The 21,377-nt window shown below is 63.3% G+C and carries 18 protein-coding genes and 2 pseudogenes; 6 read left to right on the top strand and 14 right to left on the bottom strand.

What is annotated here, in order from left to right; genetic code table 11:
- The first annotated feature begins 65 nt into the window (after nucleotides 1-65).
- Nucleotides 66-998, top strand: a complete 933-nt coding sequence (locus tag BKP54_RS11720; protein WP_025426080.1) for a LysR substrate-binding domain-containing protein — start codon at nucleotides 66-68, stop codon at nucleotides 996-998.
- A gap of 21 nt (nucleotides 999-1,019) precedes the next feature.
- Here the strand turns inward: BKP54_RS11720 and BKP54_RS11725 are convergent, their stop codons facing one another.
- Complete coding sequence (locus BKP54_RS11725) at nucleotides 1,020-2,366, bottom strand: EAL domain-containing protein (protein WP_225906253.1); 1,347 nt, start codon at nucleotides 2,364-2,366, stop codon at nucleotides 1,020-1,022.
- 265 nt (nucleotides 2,367-2,631) lie between these two features.
- Nucleotides 2,632-4,356 (bottom strand): response regulator, encoded by a 1,725-nt coding sequence (locus BKP54_RS11730; protein WP_025426078.1) that lies wholly within the window; start codon nucleotides 4,354-4,356, stop codon nucleotides 2,632-2,634.
- 308 nt (nucleotides 4,357-4,664) lie between these two features.
- Here BKP54_RS11730 and mutL point away from each other — a divergent pair, with 308 nt between their 5' ends.
- Together mutL and BKP54_RS11740 are read left to right on the top strand one after the other, a co-directional pair.
- Nucleotides 4,665-6,473: a DNA mismatch repair endonuclease MutL gene (gene mutL / locus BKP54_RS11735; RefSeq protein ID WP_025426077.1), complete on the top strand. Its 1,809-nt coding sequence runs from the start codon at nucleotides 4,665-4,667 to the stop codon at nucleotides 6,471-6,473.
- Nucleotides 6,474-6,570: 97 nt separating this feature from the next.
- Complete coding sequence (locus BKP54_RS11740) at nucleotides 6,571-6,804, top strand: DUF2093 domain-containing protein (RefSeq protein WP_025426076.1); 234 nt, start codon at nucleotides 6,571-6,573, stop codon at nucleotides 6,802-6,804.
- Between the two features lie 70 nt (nucleotides 6,805-6,874).
- Here the strand turns inward: BKP54_RS11740 and lpxK are convergent, their stop codons facing one another.
- Nucleotides 6,875-7,915 carry a tetraacyldisaccharide 4'-kinase gene (lpxK, locus tag BKP54_RS11745; RefSeq protein WP_025426075.1) on the bottom strand — a complete coding sequence of 347 codons (1,041 nt, stop codon included), beginning with the start codon at nucleotides 7,913-7,915 and terminating at the stop codon, nucleotides 6,875-6,877.
- 160 nt (nucleotides 7,916-8,075) lie between these two features.
- The gene (locus tag BKP54_RS11750) at nucleotides 8,076-8,741 is read right to left on the bottom strand and encodes a metalloregulator ArsR/SmtB family transcription factor (RefSeq protein ID WP_084814471.1); all 666 of its coding nucleotides are present in this window, start codon (nucleotides 8,739-8,741) and stop codon (nucleotides 8,076-8,078) included.
- Between the two features lie 143 nt (nucleotides 8,742-8,884).
- Between BKP54_RS11750 and BKP54_RS11755 the strand changes: the two genes are divergently transcribed.
- Nucleotides 8,885-9,382 carry a DUF2938 domain-containing protein gene (locus BKP54_RS11755; RefSeq protein WP_025426073.1) on the top strand — a complete coding sequence of 166 codons (498 nt, stop codon included), beginning with the start codon at nucleotides 8,885-8,887 and terminating at the stop codon, nucleotides 9,380-9,382.
- Nucleotides 9,383-9,437: 55 nt separating this feature from the next.
- On the opposite strand, the gene BKP54_RS11760 is transcribed toward BKP54_RS11755, so the two are convergent.
- From BKP54_RS11760 to BKP54_RS11780, 5 genes and pseudogenes are all read right to left on the bottom strand, one after another.
- Nucleotides 9,438-10,142: an HAD family hydrolase gene (locus BKP54_RS11760; RefSeq protein WP_025426072.1), complete on the bottom strand. Its 705-nt coding sequence runs from the start codon at nucleotides 10,140-10,142 to the stop codon at nucleotides 9,438-9,440.
- Between the two features lie 25 nt (nucleotides 10,143-10,167).
- Nucleotides 10,168-11,480: pseudogene (gene waaA / locus BKP54_RS11765) on the bottom strand (lipid IV(A) 3-deoxy-D-manno-octulosonic acid transferase).
- A gap of 91 nt (nucleotides 11,481-11,571) precedes the next feature.
- Nucleotides 11,572-11,808 (bottom strand): DUF4170 domain-containing protein, encoded by a 237-nt coding sequence (locus tag BKP54_RS11770; RefSeq protein WP_025426070.1) that lies wholly within the window; start codon nucleotides 11,806-11,808, stop codon nucleotides 11,572-11,574.
- 57 nt (nucleotides 11,809-11,865) lie between these two features.
- Nucleotides 11,866-12,681 carry a 3'(2'),5'-bisphosphate nucleotidase CysQ gene (locus BKP54_RS11775; protein ID WP_025426069.1) on the bottom strand — a complete coding sequence of 272 codons (816 nt, stop codon included), beginning with the start codon at nucleotides 12,679-12,681 and terminating at the stop codon, nucleotides 11,866-11,868.
- Nucleotides 12,682-12,742: 61 nt separating this feature from the next.
- Nucleotides 12,743-14,089 (bottom strand): TldD/PmbA family protein, encoded by a 1,347-nt coding sequence (locus BKP54_RS11780; protein ID WP_025426068.1) that lies wholly within the window; start codon nucleotides 14,087-14,089, stop codon nucleotides 12,743-12,745.
- Between the two features lie 161 nt (nucleotides 14,090-14,250).
- On the opposite strand from BKP54_RS11780, the gene BKP54_RS11785 reads away from it, so the two are divergent.
- On the top strand, nucleotides 14,251-16,086 hold the full coding sequence (locus BKP54_RS11785) for a monovalent cation:proton antiporter-2 (CPA2) family protein (protein ID WP_025426067.1): 1,836 nt from the start codon (nucleotides 14,251-14,253) through the stop codon (nucleotides 16,084-16,086).
- 114 nt (nucleotides 16,087-16,200) lie between these two features.
- Here BKP54_RS11785 and BKP54_RS11790 read toward each other — a convergent pair whose 3' ends face one another.
- The 3 genes and pseudogenes from BKP54_RS11790 to BKP54_RS11800 all read right to left on the bottom strand — a co-directional run bounded on the left by BKP54_RS11790 (nucleotide 16,201) and on the right by BKP54_RS11800 (nucleotide 19,720).
- The gene (locus BKP54_RS11790) at nucleotides 16,201-17,085 is read right to left on the bottom strand and encodes a patatin-like phospholipase family protein (protein ID WP_025426066.1); all 885 of its coding nucleotides are present in this window, start codon (nucleotides 17,083-17,085) and stop codon (nucleotides 16,201-16,203) included.
- Between the two features lie 59 nt (nucleotides 17,086-17,144).
- Complete coding sequence (rsmD, locus tag BKP54_RS11795; RefSeq protein WP_025426065.1) at nucleotides 17,145-17,705, bottom strand: 16S rRNA (guanine(966)-N(2))-methyltransferase RsmD; 561 nt, start codon at nucleotides 17,703-17,705, stop codon at nucleotides 17,145-17,147.
- Nucleotides 17,706-17,711: 6 nt separating this feature from the next.
- Nucleotides 17,712-19,720, bottom strand: a pseudogene (locus BKP54_RS11800) (pseudouridine synthase).
- Between the two features lie 73 nt (nucleotides 19,721-19,793).
- On the opposite strand from BKP54_RS11800, the gene BKP54_RS11805 reads away from it, so the two are divergent.
- Complete coding sequence (locus BKP54_RS11805) at nucleotides 19,794-20,243, top strand: nucleoside deaminase (protein WP_025426063.1); 450 nt, start codon at nucleotides 19,794-19,796, stop codon at nucleotides 20,241-20,243.
- A 12-nt stretch (nucleotides 20,244-20,255) separates the two neighbouring features.
- Here BKP54_RS11805 and BKP54_RS11810 read toward each other — a convergent pair whose 3' ends face one another.
- Both BKP54_RS11810 and BKP54_RS11815 read right to left on the bottom strand, forming a co-directional pair.
- Nucleotides 20,256-20,735 (bottom strand): GNAT family N-acetyltransferase, encoded by a 480-nt coding sequence (locus BKP54_RS11810; protein ID WP_025426062.1) that lies wholly within the window; start codon nucleotides 20,733-20,735, stop codon nucleotides 20,256-20,258.
- Between the two features lie 3 nt (nucleotides 20,736-20,738).
- Nucleotides 20,739-21,359 (bottom strand): hypothetical protein, encoded by a 621-nt coding sequence (locus BKP54_RS11815; RefSeq protein ID WP_025426061.1) that lies wholly within the window; start codon nucleotides 21,357-21,359, stop codon nucleotides 20,739-20,741.
- Nucleotides 21,360-21,377 lie beyond the last annotated feature (18 nt).

The following is a 21,377-nucleotide window of genomic DNA, read 5'->3' on the forward strand; positions in this document are numbered from 1 at the left end:
ATGGTATTGACGAAAAATCACGTTGTAACGCTGGAAAAAATTGAGCCATGCGATAAGCCTAAGTTATGGAAAATCTACGCCGCCTGCTCCCGTCTGCAACCAGCCTCATCGTGTTCGAGGCTGCCGGCCGTCATCAGAATTTCACCCGAGCCGCCAACGAGCTCGGCATGACGCAGGCGGCCGTCTCCTACGCCATTCGCGGGCTGGAAGAGCAGCTGGGTGTACCGCTCTTCCACCGCGTGCATCGCGCCGTCGAATTGACGGAGGCTGGTGAGAAATTCCACGCCGACGTATCCGTCGGTCTGTCACGGATCCAGAAGTCGGCGGAAGACATTCGCTCCAAGGGGCGCGAGACTAATGTGACGCTTGCGGCATCGACCGCTTTTGCCTCGATGTGGATGCTGCCGCGCCTCAACCGCATGCGCGAGGATCTGCCGGAGATCGATCTGAGGATCCAGACGAGCGTGCGCGATCTCGACCTCGACGAGGAGCCGATCCCGCTCGGCATCCGCGGCGGCGATCCGAGCCATTGGCCGCGCTACCATGCAGCACTTCTGGCCGAGGAAGTCGTCAATGCGGTGGCGACGCCCGCCTATATCGAGCAGCATGGACTGCCAAGCAAACCTGCCGATTTGCTGCGCCACAACCTCATTCATCTGGAAGAACCGGTCCGGCGCGCCTGCGACTGGACCGAATGGTTCGCCAGCGCCGGCCTTCCCTACCCGCCTCAGGCGCGTCGTCTCGCCATCAACGACTATGTCCTGGTGATCCAGGCGGTGCTATCAGGCGAAGGGGTGGCGCTTGGCTGGGAGCACCTGACCGATCCGCAGGTTCGCTCCGGTGCACTGGTGCCGGTCTGCGGTCACGTGCTGAAGACCGGACTGGCGTTTTACGTCGTCTGGCCGCGCTCACGCGAGCTGAACAGTCAGGCGCGACGGGTCAGGGATTGGCTGCTGGCGGAAGGTACGCGAAACCGGGCCGAGAGCGCCAAGGACTGAAACCCACTATTGCGGCAGGGTCTAAAGCTGAGCTGCAACGCCGCGATAGCGGTCCGAGAGGTAGCGCATCGTCGCGACAGCGTCGGCCGGCTTGCCGTAGAAGTAGCCCTGGCCCATGCCGCAGCCGAGCGCCTTCAGCTTCAACGCTTCGGAAAAATCCTCGATGCCTTCGGCGACGACCTCAAGTTCCAGGCCTTCGCACATCGACACGATCGCCTTGATGATATGCTCGGAGGCCCGGTCGGCGGAAATCCGCGACACGAAGGCACGGTCGATCTTGACCTTGTCGAAGGAGAAGTCGCGAAGGCGCCCAAGGCTCGACTGACCCGTGCCGAAATCGTCGAGCGAGACGCGCACGCCGGCTGCCCGAAGCTCAGTCACGATCTTCTGGGCAGTCTCCGCGTCAGCCATGACGGCCGTCTCGGTGATCTCCAGTTCCAACCGTCGCGGGTCGAGACCGATCTGGTTGATGATCGTCAGGAGACGCGTGCTGGTCGCCGGGTCCATCAACTGTGCCGACGACAGGTTGAACGACAGGAACAGCTCCTTCGGCCAGGCGAGTGCCGCATGGGCGGCCTTGCGCAACAGCGTCTCGGCCAGCGATTCGATGAAGCCGCGCTCTTCTGCCAAAGGTACGAACACGGCTGGAGAGACATAGCCGAGGTCGGCGTCGCACCATCTGGCCAGGGCTTCGAAACCGACGACCGCGTCGTTGCGCAGATCGACGATCGGCTGGAAGTGCACGTCGACCTCGTTGGCGATGATCGCGTTGCGCAGCGCCTGTTCGAGCTGCGTCGCGCGCTTCATCTCTTGGGCGATTTCCTGGGAATAGACGGTGATCTGGCCGCGGCCGCGGCGCTTGGAACGATAAAGCGCCGTATCGGCGCTCTTCAGCAGGTCTTCAAAGACCTCGCCGGCAAAAGGATAGACGGCAAAGCCGAACGAAGCGGAAAGGCGGACGTTGCGATCGCCGAGATCGAAGGGCGCCGACAGCACCTCTTTCAACATCTGCCCGACTTTCTCCGCACCCTTGCGCTCGAAGACGAGCGGCAGGACGAAAGCGAATTCGTCGTTCTCGGAGCGAATGATTGTCGCGCCTTCAGGTGCACAGGCTTGCAGCCGATGGGCAACCTGGCAGAGGATCTCGTCGCCGGCTCGCGGGCCGAACAGATCGTTGATCGGTTTGAACCCATCGATATTGGCAAGACCGATGGTAAAGGGAGCGGGATCGCTGGCGCGCTCTTCAGCCAGATCGCAAACGGTCTTGCGGAGTTGGCGCGCGTTGCCGAGCCCGGTCAACAGATCGACCGAGCCGCCGATAGCCGGAGCCTCCCTGCCGATGCGATGATAGGGAGTTTCGCCCGACATCATCGGCCAAGCCCCTGGATCTCAAAAGAACCCGCCCGTCCGTGCCGGTCGGCCGACAAGGCAAGCCGGTCCGCGAAGCGGCGGTGCGCTTCCGGCGAAGTTCCGACGTTGACGGCTGTGGGGCTGCGATGCATTCCGGAGGGGCTCTACACTTTTTGGCAATACGGTGCAGAAGATCGCAATCGGGGGTTAACAATCCGATATCGCCTCGCTCCAAGATCTGCCATCGACATCCCCAATTCTAGCGAGTTGACACGAATTCCGTTCAACCTGCCGTTCGCATGGCCATTACCGGCATGAATTTTCGCAGCACGGCCTCGATCATGTCGGGGCTAACCGGCTTCATGATGTGATCATCCATGCCCGACCTCTTGCACTGCTCCAGATCGATATCGAGGGCCTGAGCGGTCACGGCGATGATTGGCGTTCTGTCGTTTCTCGCCTTTTCCGCTGTTCGAATGGCAACGGTCGCATCGAAGCCGTTCATGACAGGCATGGACACATCCATGAGGACCAGTGCCGGCTGAAGCTCATGCCAGAGTTCGACGGCCTCGCGACCGTTGGCAGCAATGCGATGGGAGACGCCGAGCCCTTCCAGGATCTGCGTGAAGACGAACTGGTTGATCTGGTTGTCTTCGGCAACGAGGACGTCGACCTGTGAAACCGGCACGGACGCTGTGCCCTCGTCCTCAAACGAGATCGACCAGTCCGATTGTAGGAGCGGCGAGGCCTGCGGGCGCTCGGCACAAACACGGAAAACCTCGGTCAGAACAGCGGCAGCATCCTGATCGGATTCGACGGTAACGACCGGGCAATTGCGCCAGGCCCCCGGAATATGCTGCCCATCCGGAAAAGCACCATCCAGCAGCAGAATGTCGAGCTTCACGCCGGCGCTTTCGGCGGCCATGCCGAAGGCGGTCAACTCATCGAGGTTGCGCACCGCACAGGCTTCAAGGCCCGAGCCGCGCAGACGCGCAACCAGCCGATCTTCCGTCAGCCGATCGGCAGAGGCAAGCAGAACGCGCAAACCGCGCGCCGGAAGGGTCTCGATCATCGAGCCCGCCTCGACCAGTTGCTGTACGTTCAGCGCGCGGAACGGATCGTAGAAATTCTGGGCCGGCGCAAAAATGCTGTAGTCGTTGATCTGGAGACCGCCGGAGGGAGCGGAACCATCCTCGGAGCCATTGTACCAGCCGGCGATATCCGTCACGTCGCTCATGCAGGTCACGACGAAATGGCGGCCTGGCATGCCAACGCGATACTTGCGGGTGAGAACCCAGAGGTCGCTGCCATCAGCGCGGACAATATGTTCCGCTTCCGAATGCGGCTTGCCGGTTTCAAGCACGCGCCGATCGGAGTGCTCGAAACGTTCGGCAAGTTCGCTGTCGACCAGATCCCAGGCCGAACGACCGAGGATCGCGTCCTGCGAGAGATCGTGAATTAGGCAGAACGCCTTGTTGACCGCGATGTAGTTGAGGTTGCGATCCTTGACGCAGATCGGATTGGGCTGGACATCCAGGATCTCTTCGGTCAGTTCGACCCGCTCGAGGTCCGTCTGCAACTGCTCGTCACGCTTCCTCTGGTCGGAGACATCGGTGATCGAAAGGATGCCGATACCGTTGGAAAGACGACGCTTGCGCATGGAAACCCAGCGCGTGCGGCCGGCGCGCTCGACATTCTCGTAGCGCTCGCGCCAGTGCAGCGCCATATGCTCGGCAATCCAGTCTTCGCGGTTCGTCCGACGACGGCTGTTTTCGGGAACTGTGCCGGGGCGAACTCCGGTGTCGTAGACGGCGCCGAGGAAATCGCGCAATCGCGTTCCCGGCAACAGCATCTCGGAGGGAACGGGGAAGTACTGCAGCATGGTGCGGCTGGCAAAGAGGATGGTGTCGTCCCGGCCGCAGACAACCATCGCTGAGCCGAGCGCATCGCAGCTCGACTCAAGAATGATCCTGTTGATGTCCGCGCCGTTCGGCGCCCCATCGTTCATTGCGCTGTCCTCACTCGCCCCCTGCGGCGGTTTCATTTCGGGACATGCTGGGATGGCCTTGGAAGGCGTCTCTTCGAGCGGGGGTGACACGACGTCCAGCAACGCCGCGGTGCTCCAAAGACAAAACCCGTGATCATTCAGGTTGTTGTGGAAAATCGCAGCAGAATATTAAGGGGCAATTAAATCTCCGTCTCATTTTTTGGTGCACCAATGGGTTGCACAACCAAAGCCCAATAATAGAAGGCACGAGGCGGGGACAGAGCTGTATTTCCACTTCCGTTCCGTCGCCGAATCCGGGAAAATAGAGCATGGCCATCAAGCAGCTCTCCGAGACCCTCATCAATCAGATCGCCGCCGGCGAAGTCATCGAACGCCCGGCCAGTGCCGCCAAGGAACTGATCGAAAACGCGCTCGATGCCGGTGCGACCCGGATCGAAATCGCCACCGCCGGTGGCGGCAAGACGTTGCTGCGCGTCACCGACAACGGCGCGGGCATGCAGCCGGCCGATCTGGAGCTGGCGGTCAGGCGGCACTGCACGTCGAAGCTCGACGACAACCTGTTCGATATCCGCACACTCGGCTTTCGCGGCGAGGCTCTGCCGTCGATCGGATCGGTCTCCCGGCTTTCGATCACCACTCGAACGGCAGGCGCTAGCGAGGGTGCCGTCATTTCCATTGCCGGCGGCAGGACGGACCCCGTCCGCCCGTCGCCCGCCAATACCGGCACGGTCGTCGAAGTCCGCGACCTGTTCTTTGCGACCCCCGCCCGGCTCAAATTCATGAAGTCGGAAAAGGCCGAGGCCTCGGCGATCTCGGATGTGGTGCGTCGCATGGCGATCGCCTTTCCGAAGGTGCGTTTCGTGCTGTCGGGATCTGACCGGACGACGCTGGAGTTTCCGGCGACGGGCGACGACCGGCTCGCCCGCATGGCGCAGGTGCTCGGCAAGGATTTCCGCGACAACGCCATCGAGATCGATGCCGAGCGCGAGGACATTCAGCTGACCGGCTTTGCCGGGGTGCCGACCTACAACCGCGGCAACTCGCTGCAGCAATATGTTTTCGTCAACGGCCGTCCGGTTCAGGACAAGCAACTGCTTTCCGCCATTCGGGCAGCCTATTCCGAAACGATCCCGCATGGCCGCTATCCCGTGGCGGTGCTGTCGATCGCGCTCGACCCGGCACTCGTCGACGTCAACGTGCATCCGGCGAAATCGGATGTTCGCTTCCGCGATCCGGGCCTCATCCGCGGGTTGATCATCGGTGCCATCCGCGAGGCCCTGGCCCGCGAGGGTGACCGGGCATCGACGACCGGAGCGAGCGGAATGATGCAGGCGTTCCGCGCCGAGCAGTTCCGGCCGCGTCAGCCCTGGAGCGCGGAAACCTCGCCCTACCGGCCGACGCATTTCGAGACCATCGTGCGCGGCCTGTCCGAGACGCCGCAGGCAAGCTTTTCTGCCTTCTCCGCACCCTCGGCCCGCACGGCGTCGCCTTTGGCAGAGCCTGACCGGACCGTTGCGGACGCGCTGGCGCCGCAATCGTTTCCACTCGGCGCCGTGCGCGCCCAGCTTCACGAAAACTATATCGTCGCGCAGACGCAGGACGGCCTTGTCATCGTCGACCAGCACGCCGCCCACGAACGTCTCGTCTTCGAAACCATGCGAACGGCGCTGCATTCGAAGCCTGTCGCCGCCCAGGCGCTGCTGATCCCGGAAATCGTCGATCTTTCCGAAGACGATTGCGACCGGCTGATGACGCATGCGGAAGAACTGGGTCGCCTCGGCCTCGGCATCGAGCGCTTCGGACCTGGCGCCATCGCAGTGCGGGAAACGCCGGCCATGCTGGGCGAGATGGATGCCGCCGGCCTCGTGCGCCAGCTCGCCGACGAGATTGCCGAATGGGACACGGCCAACGGGCTCGCCAGCCGGCTTGAATATCTCGCCGCGACCATGGCCTGCCATGGATCCGTCCGCTCCGGCCGCCGCATGCGGACTGAGGAAATGAACGCACTGTTGCGCCAGATGGAAGCAACGCCGGGCTCTGGCCAATGCAATCACGGCCGGCCGACCTATATCGAGCTGAAGCTCTCCGACATCGAGCGACTGTTCGGCAGGAGCTGATGCCGGGAGCGGTCCGGCGCGGCGAAATGCACTGGCATTTTACCGGGCGTCGGGCTAGATCAGACAGCAGACCACGAAGACGGAACAGGCCCAGAAAATGATGAACCGGTTTGAAGGAAGCGCCTCGCGCGAAGCGAAGGTCCGTTATCTCGACGGCGACTTTCAGATCGTCCTTGCTGGCTCGCATGTCATCTGCGCGATGACGGGCAAGACCATTCCCGTGGACGAACTGCGCTACTGGAGCGTTGCCCGTCAGCAGCCCTATGTCGACGCGGAAGCCTCGCTCGAAGCGGAAAAGCGCGCAGGCGCCCTGCCGAACCAGCGCCGCTAACGTTTTCCGTCAGGAGGGCCTTCCCATGGCTCCGCTGGCGACAAAAACGCTCTAACGGCCAAATCCAGCCTTACTTCTGTTCCGCTTCCCGCAGCTTGCGGGTGCGCGCGGCCGACAGCGCGGTTGTCACGATCTTTGCCGGTGCCGACGGATCGTCGAAGTGCACGTCGATTTCGATCACCCGGCTTGCCCGAGCCAGTTCCGCTGCCCGGCCGTGGCCGGGCTCCAGGCGAACCATGTCCTTGGCCGTGGTCACGAGCGTGCAGCCGAGTGCTGCGGCCCGGTCGAGAAGGTCCGATATCTCGTCCTCTGAGAAATGATGATGGTCGGGGAAGCTGCGGGTTTCCTCGATGACGGCGCCGGTTTCCCGTACGGTGCGATAGAATTTTTCCGGGTCGGCGATACCGGCCCAGGCCAACACTCTCACGCCGTTCAGCGAGCCGTCGTCGAGCCGCACGACCTCCGCCTGGTAGACCTGCTTGCCGGCCCGGGCGGCGCGACGGATCAAGGCATCCGCCTCGGCGCCGTTGCCGATCTTCAACAGCGCGGTCGCATGGCGCAACTGATTGGAAATCGGCGCGCGCACCGGGCCTGACGGCACGAGGTAACCGTTGCCGATGCCGCGGCGGGAATCGATGACGAGCAGCGCAAAATCGAAGGCCAGCCGCGCGCTCTGGAAACCATCGTCCATGATGATGATATCGACGCCTTCGGCCACCAGCCGGCGGGCACCATCGACGCGGCGACGGCACACAACCGTCAGCGCCTCGCGCGCCAGCAACAACGGCTCGTCGCCAACATCGCGTGCCCTGTGGTGTTCAGGCTCGACGATCGTCGTCACATCAAGCGAACCGCCATAGCCGCGGCTGAGGAAACCCGGCTTCAGGCCTTTGGCCCTGACGGCGCGCGCAAGCGCGATCGCCGTCGGCGTCTTGCCGGCGCCGCCGACCGTGAAATTGCCGATGCAGATGATCGGGACCGGAACGGACGCTCGGCGAGCGCGGTCCATGCGCAGGCCGGCGATACGTCCATAGATCCAGGAAAACGGCCACAAAGCCCGCGCACGCCAATCCGCCTTTGTCCACCAGAACGGCGGCGCTTCCGATACCATCTTTGTTTCCGTGGCCCCGTCTGGTCCTTCCGGGAAGGACGATGCACATCTTGGCTGCCGCTGGCCAAAACCGGCGACGGCGTAACTGCCGACAAAAAACGTCAGAACGCGGAAAAAGGCAAGCGGCACAAGACAATGCCTGTTGCGTCAGACTTGTCGTCTAGCTGAGGTCCCGGCTTTCCACAGCAAGGCCGGCTGCTTTCCAATCCGGGAACCCGCTCTCAAGCCGGCGGACGGTAAAGCCGTTGCCTTGCAGAACCCTCACCGCGTCAAACGACAAGGCGCAGTAAGGCCCGCGGCAATAGGCGACGATCTCGCCTCCTTCAGGCAGTTCGGCAAGGCGTCGTTCGAGTTCCGCAATCGGAATATTGATCGCACCGGGAAGATGACCCGACAAAAATTCGTCCTGCGGCCGCACATCCAGCAGCGTGACGTCCCCTCCCCGCATCCGCAGCAGCAACTCTTCGCGCGAAATCGCCTCGAGGCGGTCCGGTCGGTCGAGGCGATCGGCGACGAGTTCGCGGATCTGAGCGCGATTGTGCTCGGCATATTGACGCAGGGCCGAGAGCAGGCCGATCACCGGGCCGGCACCCAGCCGATAAAGCACGCGCTTGCCATCCCGCCGGGTCTCGACAAAACCGGCGCGGCGCAACTGCTGCAGATGCTGCGACGCGTTGGCGATGCTCAGGCCGGCGAGCTCAGCAAGACGCTCCACCGAGCGCTCGCCCTGGGCGATATGCTCGAGCAGGAGCAGGCGCTGGGGGCTCGCAAGCGTGTGGGCAAGCTCGGCAAATTCCTCGAAGATATGGAGTTGAAGGTCGGTCATTGACAGAAGCCTAGCATTTCTCCATGACTCATTCAATTACTCAATTGAATGATGCTTTGACTTGTCAGATGACAGATCGAACGCCCGCATGTGCGCGATCTGTCGATGCAGCGGCCATGAAGATGATGTGAGAGGATACGAATATGGAAAAGGATCTGGTGTTGCAGGCCATCCTGATCGGGATCGGTGCGACTGCGGTCATGGATCTCTGGGCGGTGGCGGTGAAACGTTTGCTCGGCATACCTTCCCTGGACTACGGCATGGTGGGCCGCTGGATCGGACATTTTCCGCAGGGCCGCTTCCTGCACCAGCGTATCGCAGCAGCGGCACCCGTCCGTAGCGAGCGGCTGATCGGCTGGACTGCACATTATGCGATCGGCGTAGTCTTCGCCGGACTTCTGTTGCTGATCTGGGGGACTGACTGGGCGGAGCGGCCGACGCTTGTCCCGGCACTCATTGTCGGCCTCGCGACCGTGGTCGCACCGTTCTTCCTGATGCAGCCGGGTATGGGCGCGGGCATCGCGGCCTCGAAAACGCCGAGCCCCAACATTGCCCGCCTGCGCAGCCTGCTCGCACATGCGGCATTCGGCTTCGGGCTCTATCTCTCGGCGTTGGCTTTATCGGTCCTCTGGCGATCATAGGACCATGCTTGAAACTCGTGAGAGCGGCAACGAAGGAAATACAGCTCGGCAAAACCTAGAGAACGGCTTCAAGCTCGGTGATATCAGCCAGGCAATGGTCAGAGGCATCGGCGAGCGATTGGCGCGAGCCGGTGCCCGTCAGCACTGCGACGGTCATGCCGACGCCGGCGTTGCGGCCCATGTGCATGTCGTGATTGTTGTCGCCGACGACCACGACCTGCTGCGGATCAAGCCCCGTCGCGGCACAGAAGCCGAGCACCATGCCGGGCTCGGGCTTGACACCGTAGCCGCTGTCGTAGCCGGCGACGTAATGCAGATAGCCGTCGAAACCAAAGCGTCTGGCGGTTTCGCGGATCGAGCGCTCGTTGTCGCTGGATGCGACACCCAGGCGATAGCCCTTGGCATGCAGACCGGCGAAGAACGACCCGAGGTCGGTGACCGGTACCGCGTACTCGGCAGAACGGGCAAACAACCCGTCAAGCAGCGTCGTCAACGCTTCCACGGTAAACGGCGCACCGGCGGTGACGAACCCGGTCGAGATCTCGACGGTGTTGCCGGCGGCAAGCAGGCTGTCGGGCAACACATGGCCGGTGTCCGGATCCATGCCGCCGGCCTTGAGCAGGGTGCGGGCCAGGCCCTCGTCGCCCTTGGCTGCGATCTTCGCCAGTTCGTAGTTCACCGGCACCCAGCTCTTGGCGTAGTCGAGCAGCGTTCCGTCCTTGTCGAACAGGATACCGGCGATGGCTGTCGGTGCGCTCATGGTGATCTTGCGTCTCCCGGTGTGGTCAGATGTCGTTGCGCGGTTCGAGCCGCGCCTTGACGACGAGCGGATTGATATAGGGCTCGAGCCCCTTCATCGTCGCCGACAGCGCTCCGCGCATCTCTTGCACGGTTTCGAGGCCGGCATCGATCATCGAACGACGCATGTCGTCGTTGGCGAGCAGGTAGTTGACGCCCTTTGCCAGCATCTCGGTATCGCGGACGATCTTGGCGCTGCCGTTCTTGGCGAGCATCTGGTAGGTCTCGCGGAAATTCTGGACGTTGCCACCCGAAAGAACGGCGCAGCCGAGCATTGCCGGCTCCAGCGGATTCTGCCCGCCTTCGGCAAACAGCGAGCGTCCGACAAAGGCCACCTCGGTCAGGCGCAGATAGAGCCCCATCTCGCCGATCGTGTCGCCAAGGAAAATATCGACGTCTGATGTCAGCGGATCGCGACGGGTGCGACGCGCAACTTTCAGCCCCTTGGCCGTTAGCGCCGCCTCGATCGCATCGCTGCGCTCGGGGTGCCGCGGCAGACGATGGTCAACAGACCGGTGCGCTCCTTGAGGGCACGATGCACGACGCCGGCAGCATTTTCCTCGCCGTCGAAGGTCGAGATCGCCGCCCAGGTTTTGCGCGTGCCGATCTGCTGGCGATATTCCTTCAACGCCTGCGGGTCGTGCGGCGGCGCGTCGGTATCGACCTTCAGGTTACCCGATACCATTACCGGCAGAGCACCGAGCGTGCGAAACCGCTCGGCATCGACATCCGATTGGGCGATGACGAGCGCGAGGTTCTCAAACAGTGCATCGGCGAGCGCCGGCCGTTTCTTCCAGCGGGCGAATGTGCGGTCGGACAGGCGGCCGTTGACCAGAACCTGCGGGATATGGCGTCGCCCAAGTTCCAGGATGGTCATCGGCCAGATCTCGGATTCGGCGATGATGGCCAGATCCGGCTGCCAGTATTCGAGGAAACGATTGACCGCCGGCTTGAAATCGAGCGGCACGTATTGGTGAATGACCGCCTCGCCCAGACGCCCAGCCGCGACCCGCGCCGACGTCTTCGTGCCGGTCGTCAGCACGACATTGATACCGCGGCGATGGATTTCCTTGATCAGCGGGATGACCGCATTGGTCTCTCCGACGCTTGCAGCGTGGAACCAGACGAGCGGACCTTGCGGACGCGGCACGCTGGCATGGCCGTAACGCTCGCGGCGGCGCGCCGGGTCCTCCTTGCCCTTCGCAGCGCGCAGGGCAAGATAGGACCACACGAACGGATAGATCGCCGAACCAATCCAGCGATAGCTGGAGAGCGCCAGCCGGGCGCGAAAGCTGCTCATGGCCTCAATCCCCAGCCCAATGGAAAGCTCGGGCGAAGGTCAGACGCAGCGCGCGCGCGGGAACGCGCCACGCATGCCCAAGGCATCGGCATCAATCGTTTTCCGGATCGAGCAGGCGATGCATGTGAACGATGAAATAACGCATATGGGCGTTGTCGACGGTCATATGGGCCTTCGACTTCCAGGCAATGTGGGCGCTTTCGTAGTCAGGATAAATGCCGACGATATCGAGCTTGTCCAGGTCACGGAAATGAACATCGGTGAGTGTGGTCAGTTCACCACCAAAGACCAAATGCAGACGTTGTTTCTTCTCGGAGTCGTGAGCCATTGGAGTTCCATTTTTTTTAGGGTATGGGCGTTGGTTTGCGGCATTCGGCCAGAAAGGTCAATGGCCCTCAAGGGTCCTTGAGGCAGCAAGCAATCCCGGCAACGTCGCCTTCGACGCCGCGCAAAGAAGCCCATGAACGACATTGGGGCGATTGTAGGACAGGGCCCGAGATTCAAGCGTATTGAGCGCCCCGCCCGCCCTTTCGAGGATGAGGTCGGCGGCGGCGAGATCCCAGTCATGTGAGTTCTTCTTGACCACCGTGCCGTCGATCCGCCCGTCCGCAACCATTGCCAGCCTGTAGGCGAGCGAAGGCACATGCGGTACCCGCACGATGCCGTTGCGATAGGACGGTGCTAGGGCCGAGACGACGTCTTCGGCGACCGCCACATGCAGCGCTTCGCCATCGTGGACGTCGCGCACGCGAATGCCCGCACCGTTCTTCAGCGCCGGACCATCCACGGTTGCCTGAAACAGCTCGTCGAGCGCCGGCGCATAGAGCACACCGGCAACCGGCAGGCCACGGTGGACGACAGCGACGCTGACGCACCAGAGATCCTTGCCGGCGATGAAGGCGCGGGTACCGTCGATCGGGTCGATGACGAAGACCGTTTCGCGGGTGAGACGGCTCTCATCGTCGTCCGTCTCTTCCGACAGCCAGCCGTAGTGCGGCCGGGCGCCCAGCAGGCGGTCCCTAAGGATGTCGTTGGCGGCGATATCGGCCTCGCTGACCGGCGAACGCCCCTCGTTTTTCCAGCGCACATCGGGCTCGTTCCGAAAGTAAGTCAAAGCCGTTTCGCCGGCGGCGATCGCGGCGGAAAGGATCAGATCCAGATCCTCCTTCCACGTCGCGATCGATGGTGCTTTGTCTGACATTCAAATCCTTATGCGTCGGCATACGGCCGAACGTTTTTGTCATGGCATCGACGTCAGCAGCTCAGAGGCCGGCGAGCGTCATGCCTTCGATGGCGAGTGTCGGTGCGGCAACGCCGAACTTCCTGTCGATGTCGTCGGCCGGCGTGATCGCCATGAACATCTGCTTGAGGTTGGACGCGATCGTGACCTCGGACACGGCAAAAGTCAGCTCACCGTTCTCGATCCAGAAGCCTGAGGCGCCGCGGCTATATTCGCCGGTCACCATATTGACGCCCTGGCCGATCAGCTCGGTCACGTAGAAGCCGGTTCCGACACTGCGGATCAGGTCTTCGCGTGAAACCGAACCCGGTTCGAGCGCCAGGTTGGTGGAAGCCGGATTGACCGTCGGGCCGCCGCGCACGCCGCGGCCGTTGGTCTCAAGACCGAGTTCGCGCGCCGCGGAGGTCGACAGAAACCAATGGTTCAGCACGCCATCCTCGACCATCGTCAGCTTGGAGCCGCTGACGCCTTCGCCGTCGAACGGACGCGAAGAGGAGCCACGGACGATCAAGGGGTCGTCCGTCACCGACAGGCCGGCCTTCATGACCTGCTTGCCCATCATATCGCGCAGGAAACTGGTCTTGCGCGCGACGGATGCGCCGTTGATGGCGCCGGCGATATGCCCGACGAAGCCGCGCGCCATGCGCGGATCGAAAACAACAGTGACATTCCTGGCAGTCGGCACCTGGCGGGGGTTGATCCGCGCGACGGCACGCTCGCCCGCAAGCCGGCCGATTTCTTCGGCAGCACGCAATTCGTCGAAGTAGATGCGGCTGTCGTAGTCGTAGTCGCGCTCCATCTTCGTGCCTTCGCCGGCAATCGCGCTCACCGAACGGCCGAAGCGGGTCGCCATGTAGGAGCCGGAGAAACCATGCGAGGTCACGAGCACGAGCCCGCCCATGCCGGCGGAGGCACCTGCGCCGCTGGAGTTGGTGACACCAGACACCGCAAGGGCAGCCTCTTCCGCGGCGAGTGCCGCCTCGGTCAGGGCGTCCGTCGAAACTTCGCGATCGTCGAAAAGCTCGAGATCCGGGTAGCATTTCGCCAGCCGGTCCGGATCGGCAAGCGAAGCGAAGGGATCTTCGGGCGATGCCTTGGCCATCGCCACGGCCCGCTCGGCGAGCACCTTCAGGTCGAACCCGGGATTGGCCGAAACGCTGGCGACGCGGTTGCCGACAAAGACGCGCAGCGAGAAGTCGTCGCTTTCGGATGCTTCGGTTGCTTCGACCTTGCCGAGGCGAACCGAGACGGAACGGGAGCGCCCGCGAACGACGACGGCGTCAGCGGCGTCGGCACCTGCCTTGCGGGCAAGATCCACCAGTTCGGCGGCGCGTTTTTCGAGGGAGGCGGAATCGATCGTTTCTGACATGATGTGGCCTTTCATTCCTGCCCCATTTATTGTGCACTGAAGCATGCATCAAGGGCATTGGCATGATTCCCGCCCATACACTGCCCCATACACTGCAATGACACTCCCGCCGAAACCTCTGCCTGCCTGGGCAGGACGAGGCCATATCGAAAGCAATCAGCATGACGACGACCCCGATCATCTACTCCCAGGCGTTGATATTGCTCGGGGGCGCAGTCATCGCGGCGCCACTGTTCAAGCGTCTCGGGCTTGGCACGATCCTCGGCTATCTCGCGGCCGGGATCCTGATCGGCCCGGTTGCCCAGAGCATCACCGATGGCGAAGAGATCCTGCACGGTTCCGAACTCGGCGTCGTCTTCCTGCTCTTCATCATCGGGCTGGAACTGAAGCCGTCGCGGCTTTGGCAGCTGCGGCGCGACATCTTCGGTCTCGGCACGGCGCAAGTCCTCATCACCGGTGTGGTCCTGTCCTACGGGATCGCCCTGACCGGACTGCTCGATCATGCCGGAAGCATCGTCGCCGGCTTCGGCTTAGCGCTGTCGTCCACGGCCTTTGCCATGCAGATTCTCGATGAGGGCAACGACCGCAATACGCGCTTCGGCCAACGCGCCTTCTCGATCCTTCTGCTGCAGGATCTGGCGATTGTCCCGCTGCTTGCGCTGATCCCGCTTCTGGCGGCGCAAGCGCCGGAGGATACGACGCCGCCACTCGAAGACTTTGCCATCGCCATCACAGCGGTTGCGGTCCTTGTGGCCGCAGGCCGCTATCTACTCAACCCACTGTTCCAGATCATCGCCCGAACCGGCGCGCGCGACGTGATGATTGCCGCCGCCCTGCTGGTGGTCATGGGAGCGGCAACGCTGATGCAGATGGCCGGCCTTTCCATGGCCATGGGCGCCTTCCTTGCCGGCGTGCTCCTGGCAGAATCCTCCTATCGCCATGAACTTGAGGCCGATATCGAGCCCTTTCGCGGCATCCTGCAAGCCCTGTTCTTCATGGCCGTGGGCCTGTCGCTGCAACTTGACGTGATCATCGACAATTACCTGGTGATCATTGTTGCCGTACCTCTGCTGATGCTGGTGAAGAGCTTCATCCTCTACTGGCTCTGCCGCCTGGCCGCCTCGCATCACAACGATGCGGTGCGCGTCAGCTTGCTCTTGCCGCAAGGCGGCGAATTCGGCTTCGTCCTGTTTACTGCTGGAGCGGTCGCTGGCGTCTTCTCGCCGGGCAGCGCATCGCTGCTCGTCGCCATCGTTACGCTTTCGATGGCGCTGACCCCGATCGCCTCCATGCTCGCCCCGCGCCTCATGCGCGAACAGGACGAGATGGCCGACGAAATGGAGGAGGACTTCGAAGGTGCTGATGCCGACGTGCTGATGATCGGCTTTTCGCGTTTCGGCCAGATCGCCGCGCAGATCCTGCTTGCCGGCGGTCGCGACGTGACGATCATCGACCACTCGGCCGCGCGTGTTCGCCAGGCGGCGACCTTCGGCTTCCGGATCTACTTCGGCGACGGCAACCGGCTCGACGTGCTGCGTGCCGCCGGCATCGAGCGGGCGAAGCTCATCGCCATCTGCACGCAAAAGAAGGAAACGACCGACCGGATCGTCGATCTGGTTCAGGCCGAATATCCGGACGCCCGTATCTTCGCGCGATCCTACGACCGGCTGCATACGCTCGAACTGAGGGCGAAGGGCGTCGACTACGAGCTGCGCGAAACCTTCGAGTCCGGCCTGCTCTTCGGTCGAAAGACGCTGGAGGCGCTGGGCGTCGGCAACGAAGAGGCGCTCGCCATCATGGACGATATCCGCAAGCGCGACGAGGCCCGCCTGGTGCTGCAGGAGGCAGAGGGCATCACCGCCGGGCGCGACATGCTGCATTCGCAGCCCGTGCGTCCCGAGCCGCTGGTCAAGCCCAAGCGCGACGTCGATCATTCCTCGGAAACGGGCGAGAGCATCCTGCCGGGATTGCCGGCTGACGAGCGGGAAAGCGCCTAGAACATTTCCAGGAAAAGGCGAAGCGGTTTTCCGTCAGGCAATGTGTTAAAATAGGGAGATAGAGCGTTTCTGCGGCTCTGTCGCTCTAACAGAAACGGCGACCGGCCGACAGCCTTATCCGGAGACGCCGGCCACCTTCATTCGCTCCTCAAGCGTCCGCTTGAACTGATCCTTGATGCCGGCGGTCGCCGCCAGGACTTCCTTTGCGCGCAGAAAATCCATCACCCGATAGCGGCCGACATCCGGCCGCAGCAGGATATCCGGCGCACCTTCCTTCAGTTTCATGGCGATGATCGACTGCATCATCAGCTGGCTGGCGCCGAACAGGCTGTCGATGCGGCTGGGGATCGTCTCGCCATCACCGTCCGGGCCGCCGACGACATCGACGCCGACGACGATCTCAGCAAGGCCGCGAAGATGATCGAAGGGGATGGGATTGTAGATGCCGCCATCGATCATCACCCGGCCGTCGATCTTGACCGGCATGAAGACCGCAGGCAGGGCTGCGGACGCCGCCAGCGCCTTCTGCAGGTCGCCTGTCGCGCAGATGTGCTCGGTCTGGCCATAGTAGTCGGTAACGACAACTTTGAGCGGAATATCCAGTTCTGAAAACGTCGCGGGGATGGCTTCGGGCAGGAACGCCTTCAAGACGCGCTCGATGTTGAACTGACCGAAACGAAAGCCGTTGGTCATCGCTTCCGACCAGCTAGCCGGTCGCAACTGCCACAGGCGATTGACGACCTCGCGGCGGTGGCCAACCGTCGCAAGCGTGTGTTCCCGGATTTCCTTGCCGCTGAGGCCCGCCGCCATACCGGCGCCCATGATGGCGCCGATCGACGAGCCGGCGATGACAACAGGGCGAATGCCCAACTCGTCGAAAGCCTCGATGACATGGATATGGGCGAGCCCGCGGGCACCGCCGCCGCCAAGCGCCAGCGCGACCGACGGTTCGCTCGCGCTGACCGGCGAAATATCCGCGGTGGAAACGTCCTGCTTCATCGACCTGCACCTCAGTTCAGCCGGCAGTCTAACTTTGCAAGCGAATCAAAAGTGTGACGTCAGACGCCACGGAAGCGGTAGAAATGCATGCGTGTATCGCCGAACACCCTGACGTCCAGCCGCTCGAAAACGGCTGTTGGCGCAGGCTGAACGTCGGCACGCTCCTCCAGCACGACAAGGGCATTCGGAACCAGCCAATTGCCGAGAGCCGCCGACGCCAACGCCTTCTCTCCCAATCCCATCGCGTAGGGTGGATCTGCAAAGACCAGGTGGAACGGCTCCATCGTGCCGACGGAACCGAGGCTGGTCGCATCCCTGCGGAAGACCTTGGCGCGACCTTGCAGGCCGAACGCCTCGATATTGTTCTGCAGGAGACCCCTGCCCTCGACGCCCTGTTCGACGAAGAGTGCCTGACGGCACCCCCGCGACAGGGCCTCGAGGCCCACGGCTCCGGTGCCGGCAAAAAGATCCAGCACCCGGGTGCCATCGAGAGCCTCCGGATACGAATGGCTCAGGATGTTGAACAGGCTTTCGCGCGTCCGGTCGGTGGTCGGACGGATATCATTCGACTTGGGCGTAGCCAGACTGCGGCCACGGAACTCTCCGCCGACAATGCGCACGACCGCTTAGTTTCCTCTGCCGCGCGGCTTGCCGCCGGCCGGGCGCCCACCGCCACCGGGACGGCCGCCACCACCGGGCCTGCCGCCGCCGCCAGCCGGTTTTCCGCCACCGGGCTTGCCGCCACGCGGACCACCCGAGCGTTCACCAAAGGATTTGCCGCCGGATGGCTTGCCACCGAAGGACTTACCGCGAGGCTTATCGCCGAACGGGCGGTCACCGCCTTCGCGGCGTGGCGGACGATCGCCCTCGGCGCGCGGGGTTCTCGGCTTGTCGGAATAGCTGCGCGGACCACCTTCGGCGCGGGCAGGCCGATCGCCACGTGGGCGTCGCCATCTTCGCGACGTGCAGGCCGGTCGCCTTCAGCGCGCGGGAACCGCGGCTTGTCGGAGAAGCTGCGCGGTCCTCCTTCTGAACGGGCCGGCCGATCGCCGCCTTCGCGACGCGGGGGACGATCACCGTGATCGCGCGACCTGCGGTCTCCGGCATCGCCCGACTTGCGCCGGCCGAAGCCGCCATCACGGCCTTCATCCTTGCCGCGGCGTGCGGGTTCGCTGGCGCTGATCCATTCGCCCTCTTCATCCCGGCGCTTGACCGGTGCGGCGGAAGCCGGACGGTCGAAGTCCCTGGGCGCACCGCCCTTGCGGTCGGGATCGAACTTGCCGGATGACTTCGTCGCAAATCCATCCTTCGTGCGGCCGTAGCGTTTGGTCTTCGGAGCGCCATCCGGGCGCTCGCGACGGGCCGGCGTTGCCGAGGCATCGCCTTCAGCGGACTTCGGCTTCTTCTCGGCCAGCGGACGCGCACCGGGCGCCATCCACACATTGGCCGTGCGGGCGCGTTGCGCCGGCGTGCGCTTCGGCCGATCCTCGAACTTGGCGTCGCCGCGCTCTTCGCGGGGGCCACCCTTGCCGCGGGGACCTTCCTTACCACGCGGCCCATCCTTGCCACGGCCACCGTCGCGGCGGTCGTCACGACGGGTATCAAGACGGGAAAGCGCGCGCTCGCGCTTGTCTTCCGGCTTTTCCCAGCGGTTGGCACGCTCGGGCTTGCGGGTGTCGGAGGCTTCGCCTTCCGGCGCTTCGCCAGGAAGGGTTGCCGACTGATCGTTGTAGAGCGGCGCGTCGAAGTTCGCCTTGGCGTCTTCGATCAGGCGCGGGCCGAGCTGGTCGCGCAGCGTCCGGCCACGGATTTCCTGCACATGGCCTTCCGGCAATTCGCCGAGCTGGAACGGGCCGTAGGAGATACGGATAAGGCGGTTGACGTCGAGCCCGAGCGCGCCGAGCACGTTCTTGATCTCACGGTTCTTGCCTTCGCGCAGACCCATCGTGATCCAGACGTTCGAACCCTGCACACGGTCGAGCGTCGCTTCGATGCCGCCGTAAAGCACGCCGTCGACGGCAATGCCGTCCTTCAGCTTGTCCAGTTCGTCCTGGTCGATTTCGCCATGGGCGCGCACGCGATAGCGGCGCAGCCAGCCGGTCGACGGAAGTTCGAGCACGCGGGCAAGCCCGCCGTCGTTGGTCAAAAGCAGCAGGCCTTCGGTGTTGATGTCGAGGCGGCCGATCGATAGAACGCGCGGCAGCTCGTCCGGCAGGTTGTCAAAGACCGTCGGGCGGCCCTCCGGGTCGGCATTGGTGGTCACCAGTCCGGCCGGCTTGTGGTAGAGCCACAGACGGGTGCGCTCGATGCCGCGGATCGGATTTCCGTCGACTTCGATGCTGTCGGCCAGTGTCGCGTTGACAACAGGCGTGTCGAGAATGACGCCGTTGAGCTTCACCCGACCTTCCATGATCATGCGTTCGATATCGCGGCGCGAGGCAACGCCGGCGCGCGCCAGGATTTTGGAGATGCGCTGCGGCTCGTCGCTGCTTGCGGCGGCGGGCTTCGGGCCTGCCTTGGGCGGCCGCGAGGCACCGGCTTCAGGCGCTGCCGCCTTCTTGCCAGCGAATTGAGGTTTCTTGTCCCGGCCAGCGGGCTTGCCGCCAGGCCGCGTGGGCTTGTCTTTGGATGTCATTTGTGTTGCCTGCCTTTTGCGGCTGTCCTATCAGGTCGGAGCCCGTGGGTTAAGAGAAATTATTGTTTGAGCGATGGCTGATACGACACGCTTCATGGATGCGGCCCTCGAAGAGGCCAAAAAGGCGGGCCAACGTGGCGAGGTGCCGATCGGCGCCGTCGTCGTTTTCAACGGCGAGATCATCGCGCGCGCCGGAAACCGAACCCGCGAACTCAACGATATCACCGCCCATGCCGAGGTCGTTGCGATCCGCGAAGCGTCCATGGTGCTCAACGACGAACGGCTGACGGGCGCCGACCTCTATGTCACCCTGGAGCCCTGCACCATGTGCGCGGCAGCGATTTCCTTTGCCCGCATCCGTCGCCTCTACTACGGCGCCGAAGACCCCAAGGGTGGCGCGGTCGATAGCGGCGTGCGCTTTTACGGCTCGCCGACATGCCACCACGTGCCCGATGTCTATTCCGGGCTTGCCGAGCGCGAAGCCGCTGACATTCTCAGGGATTTTTTTGCCGGGAAACGCTAAGTGAGCGAACTCTCAGCCGGCTGCGAAAGACTCTAGCGCCGCACCCGCAAGCCGGTAGCGCGTCCACTCCGACATCGGTTCGGCGCCGACGGCTTCGTAAACGCGGATTGCCGGCTCGTTCCAATCGAGCACGCTCCATTCGAAACGACCACAGCCTTCCTCGACGGCGATCTTGGCGAGATGCTTCAACAGCATCTTGCCCGCGCCGGAGCCGCGGCAATCCGGCGTTACGTAGAGGTCTTCGAGATAAAGCCCCTTGCGCGCCTGCCAGGTGGAGTAGTTGTAGAACCACATGGCAAAGCCAGCCGGCTTTCCGTCCTTCTCGCAGATCACCGCACGGGTGAGCGCATCCGGGCCAAAGAGCGAGGCCTGCAACTGCTCGACCGTCGCCTCGACTTCGTCGGGCGCCTTCTCGTAGGTGGCCAGTTCTGTGATGAAGCGCAGGATGGTTTCCGCGTCTTCCGGTCGCGCGTCGCGAATGCTGATCGTCATGGTTTAAAAGGGCCAGTACCACTTGCTGCCGGAATTCTTGATCTGCGCTTCCTTCTTGCGGCGGCGCTCCTTGAGCTTTTCCGGCTCACCAAGGTCGGCTTCCGAAGCTTCCGGAAGGCGGCGGTATTCGAGCGGCGGATCGCTCAGGAAGCGGCGCTTGTCGGCGTAGGCACCCATCTCGATCTTGCGCGCGTCGCGATAGGCTTGCTGCTGCTCCTTGGCCGAAAGGCGGCGGCCATTGGCGCTGGCCTTTGCGAGTGGCGAGACGTAGTTTGGGTTGTCCTTGTTGGCGTCGGCTTCTTCGCGCAGACGGTTGCGCGCCTCTTCCGGAGATTCGACCCACTCCGGATTGGCTTCGCGACTGGCGAGCGACTTCTGCGGCTCCACGAGGGCGGTCTGCTGGCCGGTAGGCGGCAGCACCAGGCCGGGGCGCGGCTGGTACTTGACCGGATCACGCTTCGTCGGGGTAAAGCTCACAGCGCTTCCGAGATCGTCGATCAACTGCTCGCCAGCCGATTTGTCGGTGCCGTAGGTCGGACCGCCGATGCAGCCGGAAAGTACCAGGCCGCTCGTCATAATGGCGGCAACGCTAGCAAACAGTCGCAACTCTCGCGTCATTTCCATGAAATTCCTTCTAGCCGG

Origin of the sequence: Ensifer sp. 1H6 (genome assembly GCF_001976035.1) — a bacterium.
Taxonomy (GTDB): Bacteria; Pseudomonadota; Alphaproteobacteria; order Rhizobiales; family Rhizobiaceae; genus Ensifer; species Ensifer canadensis.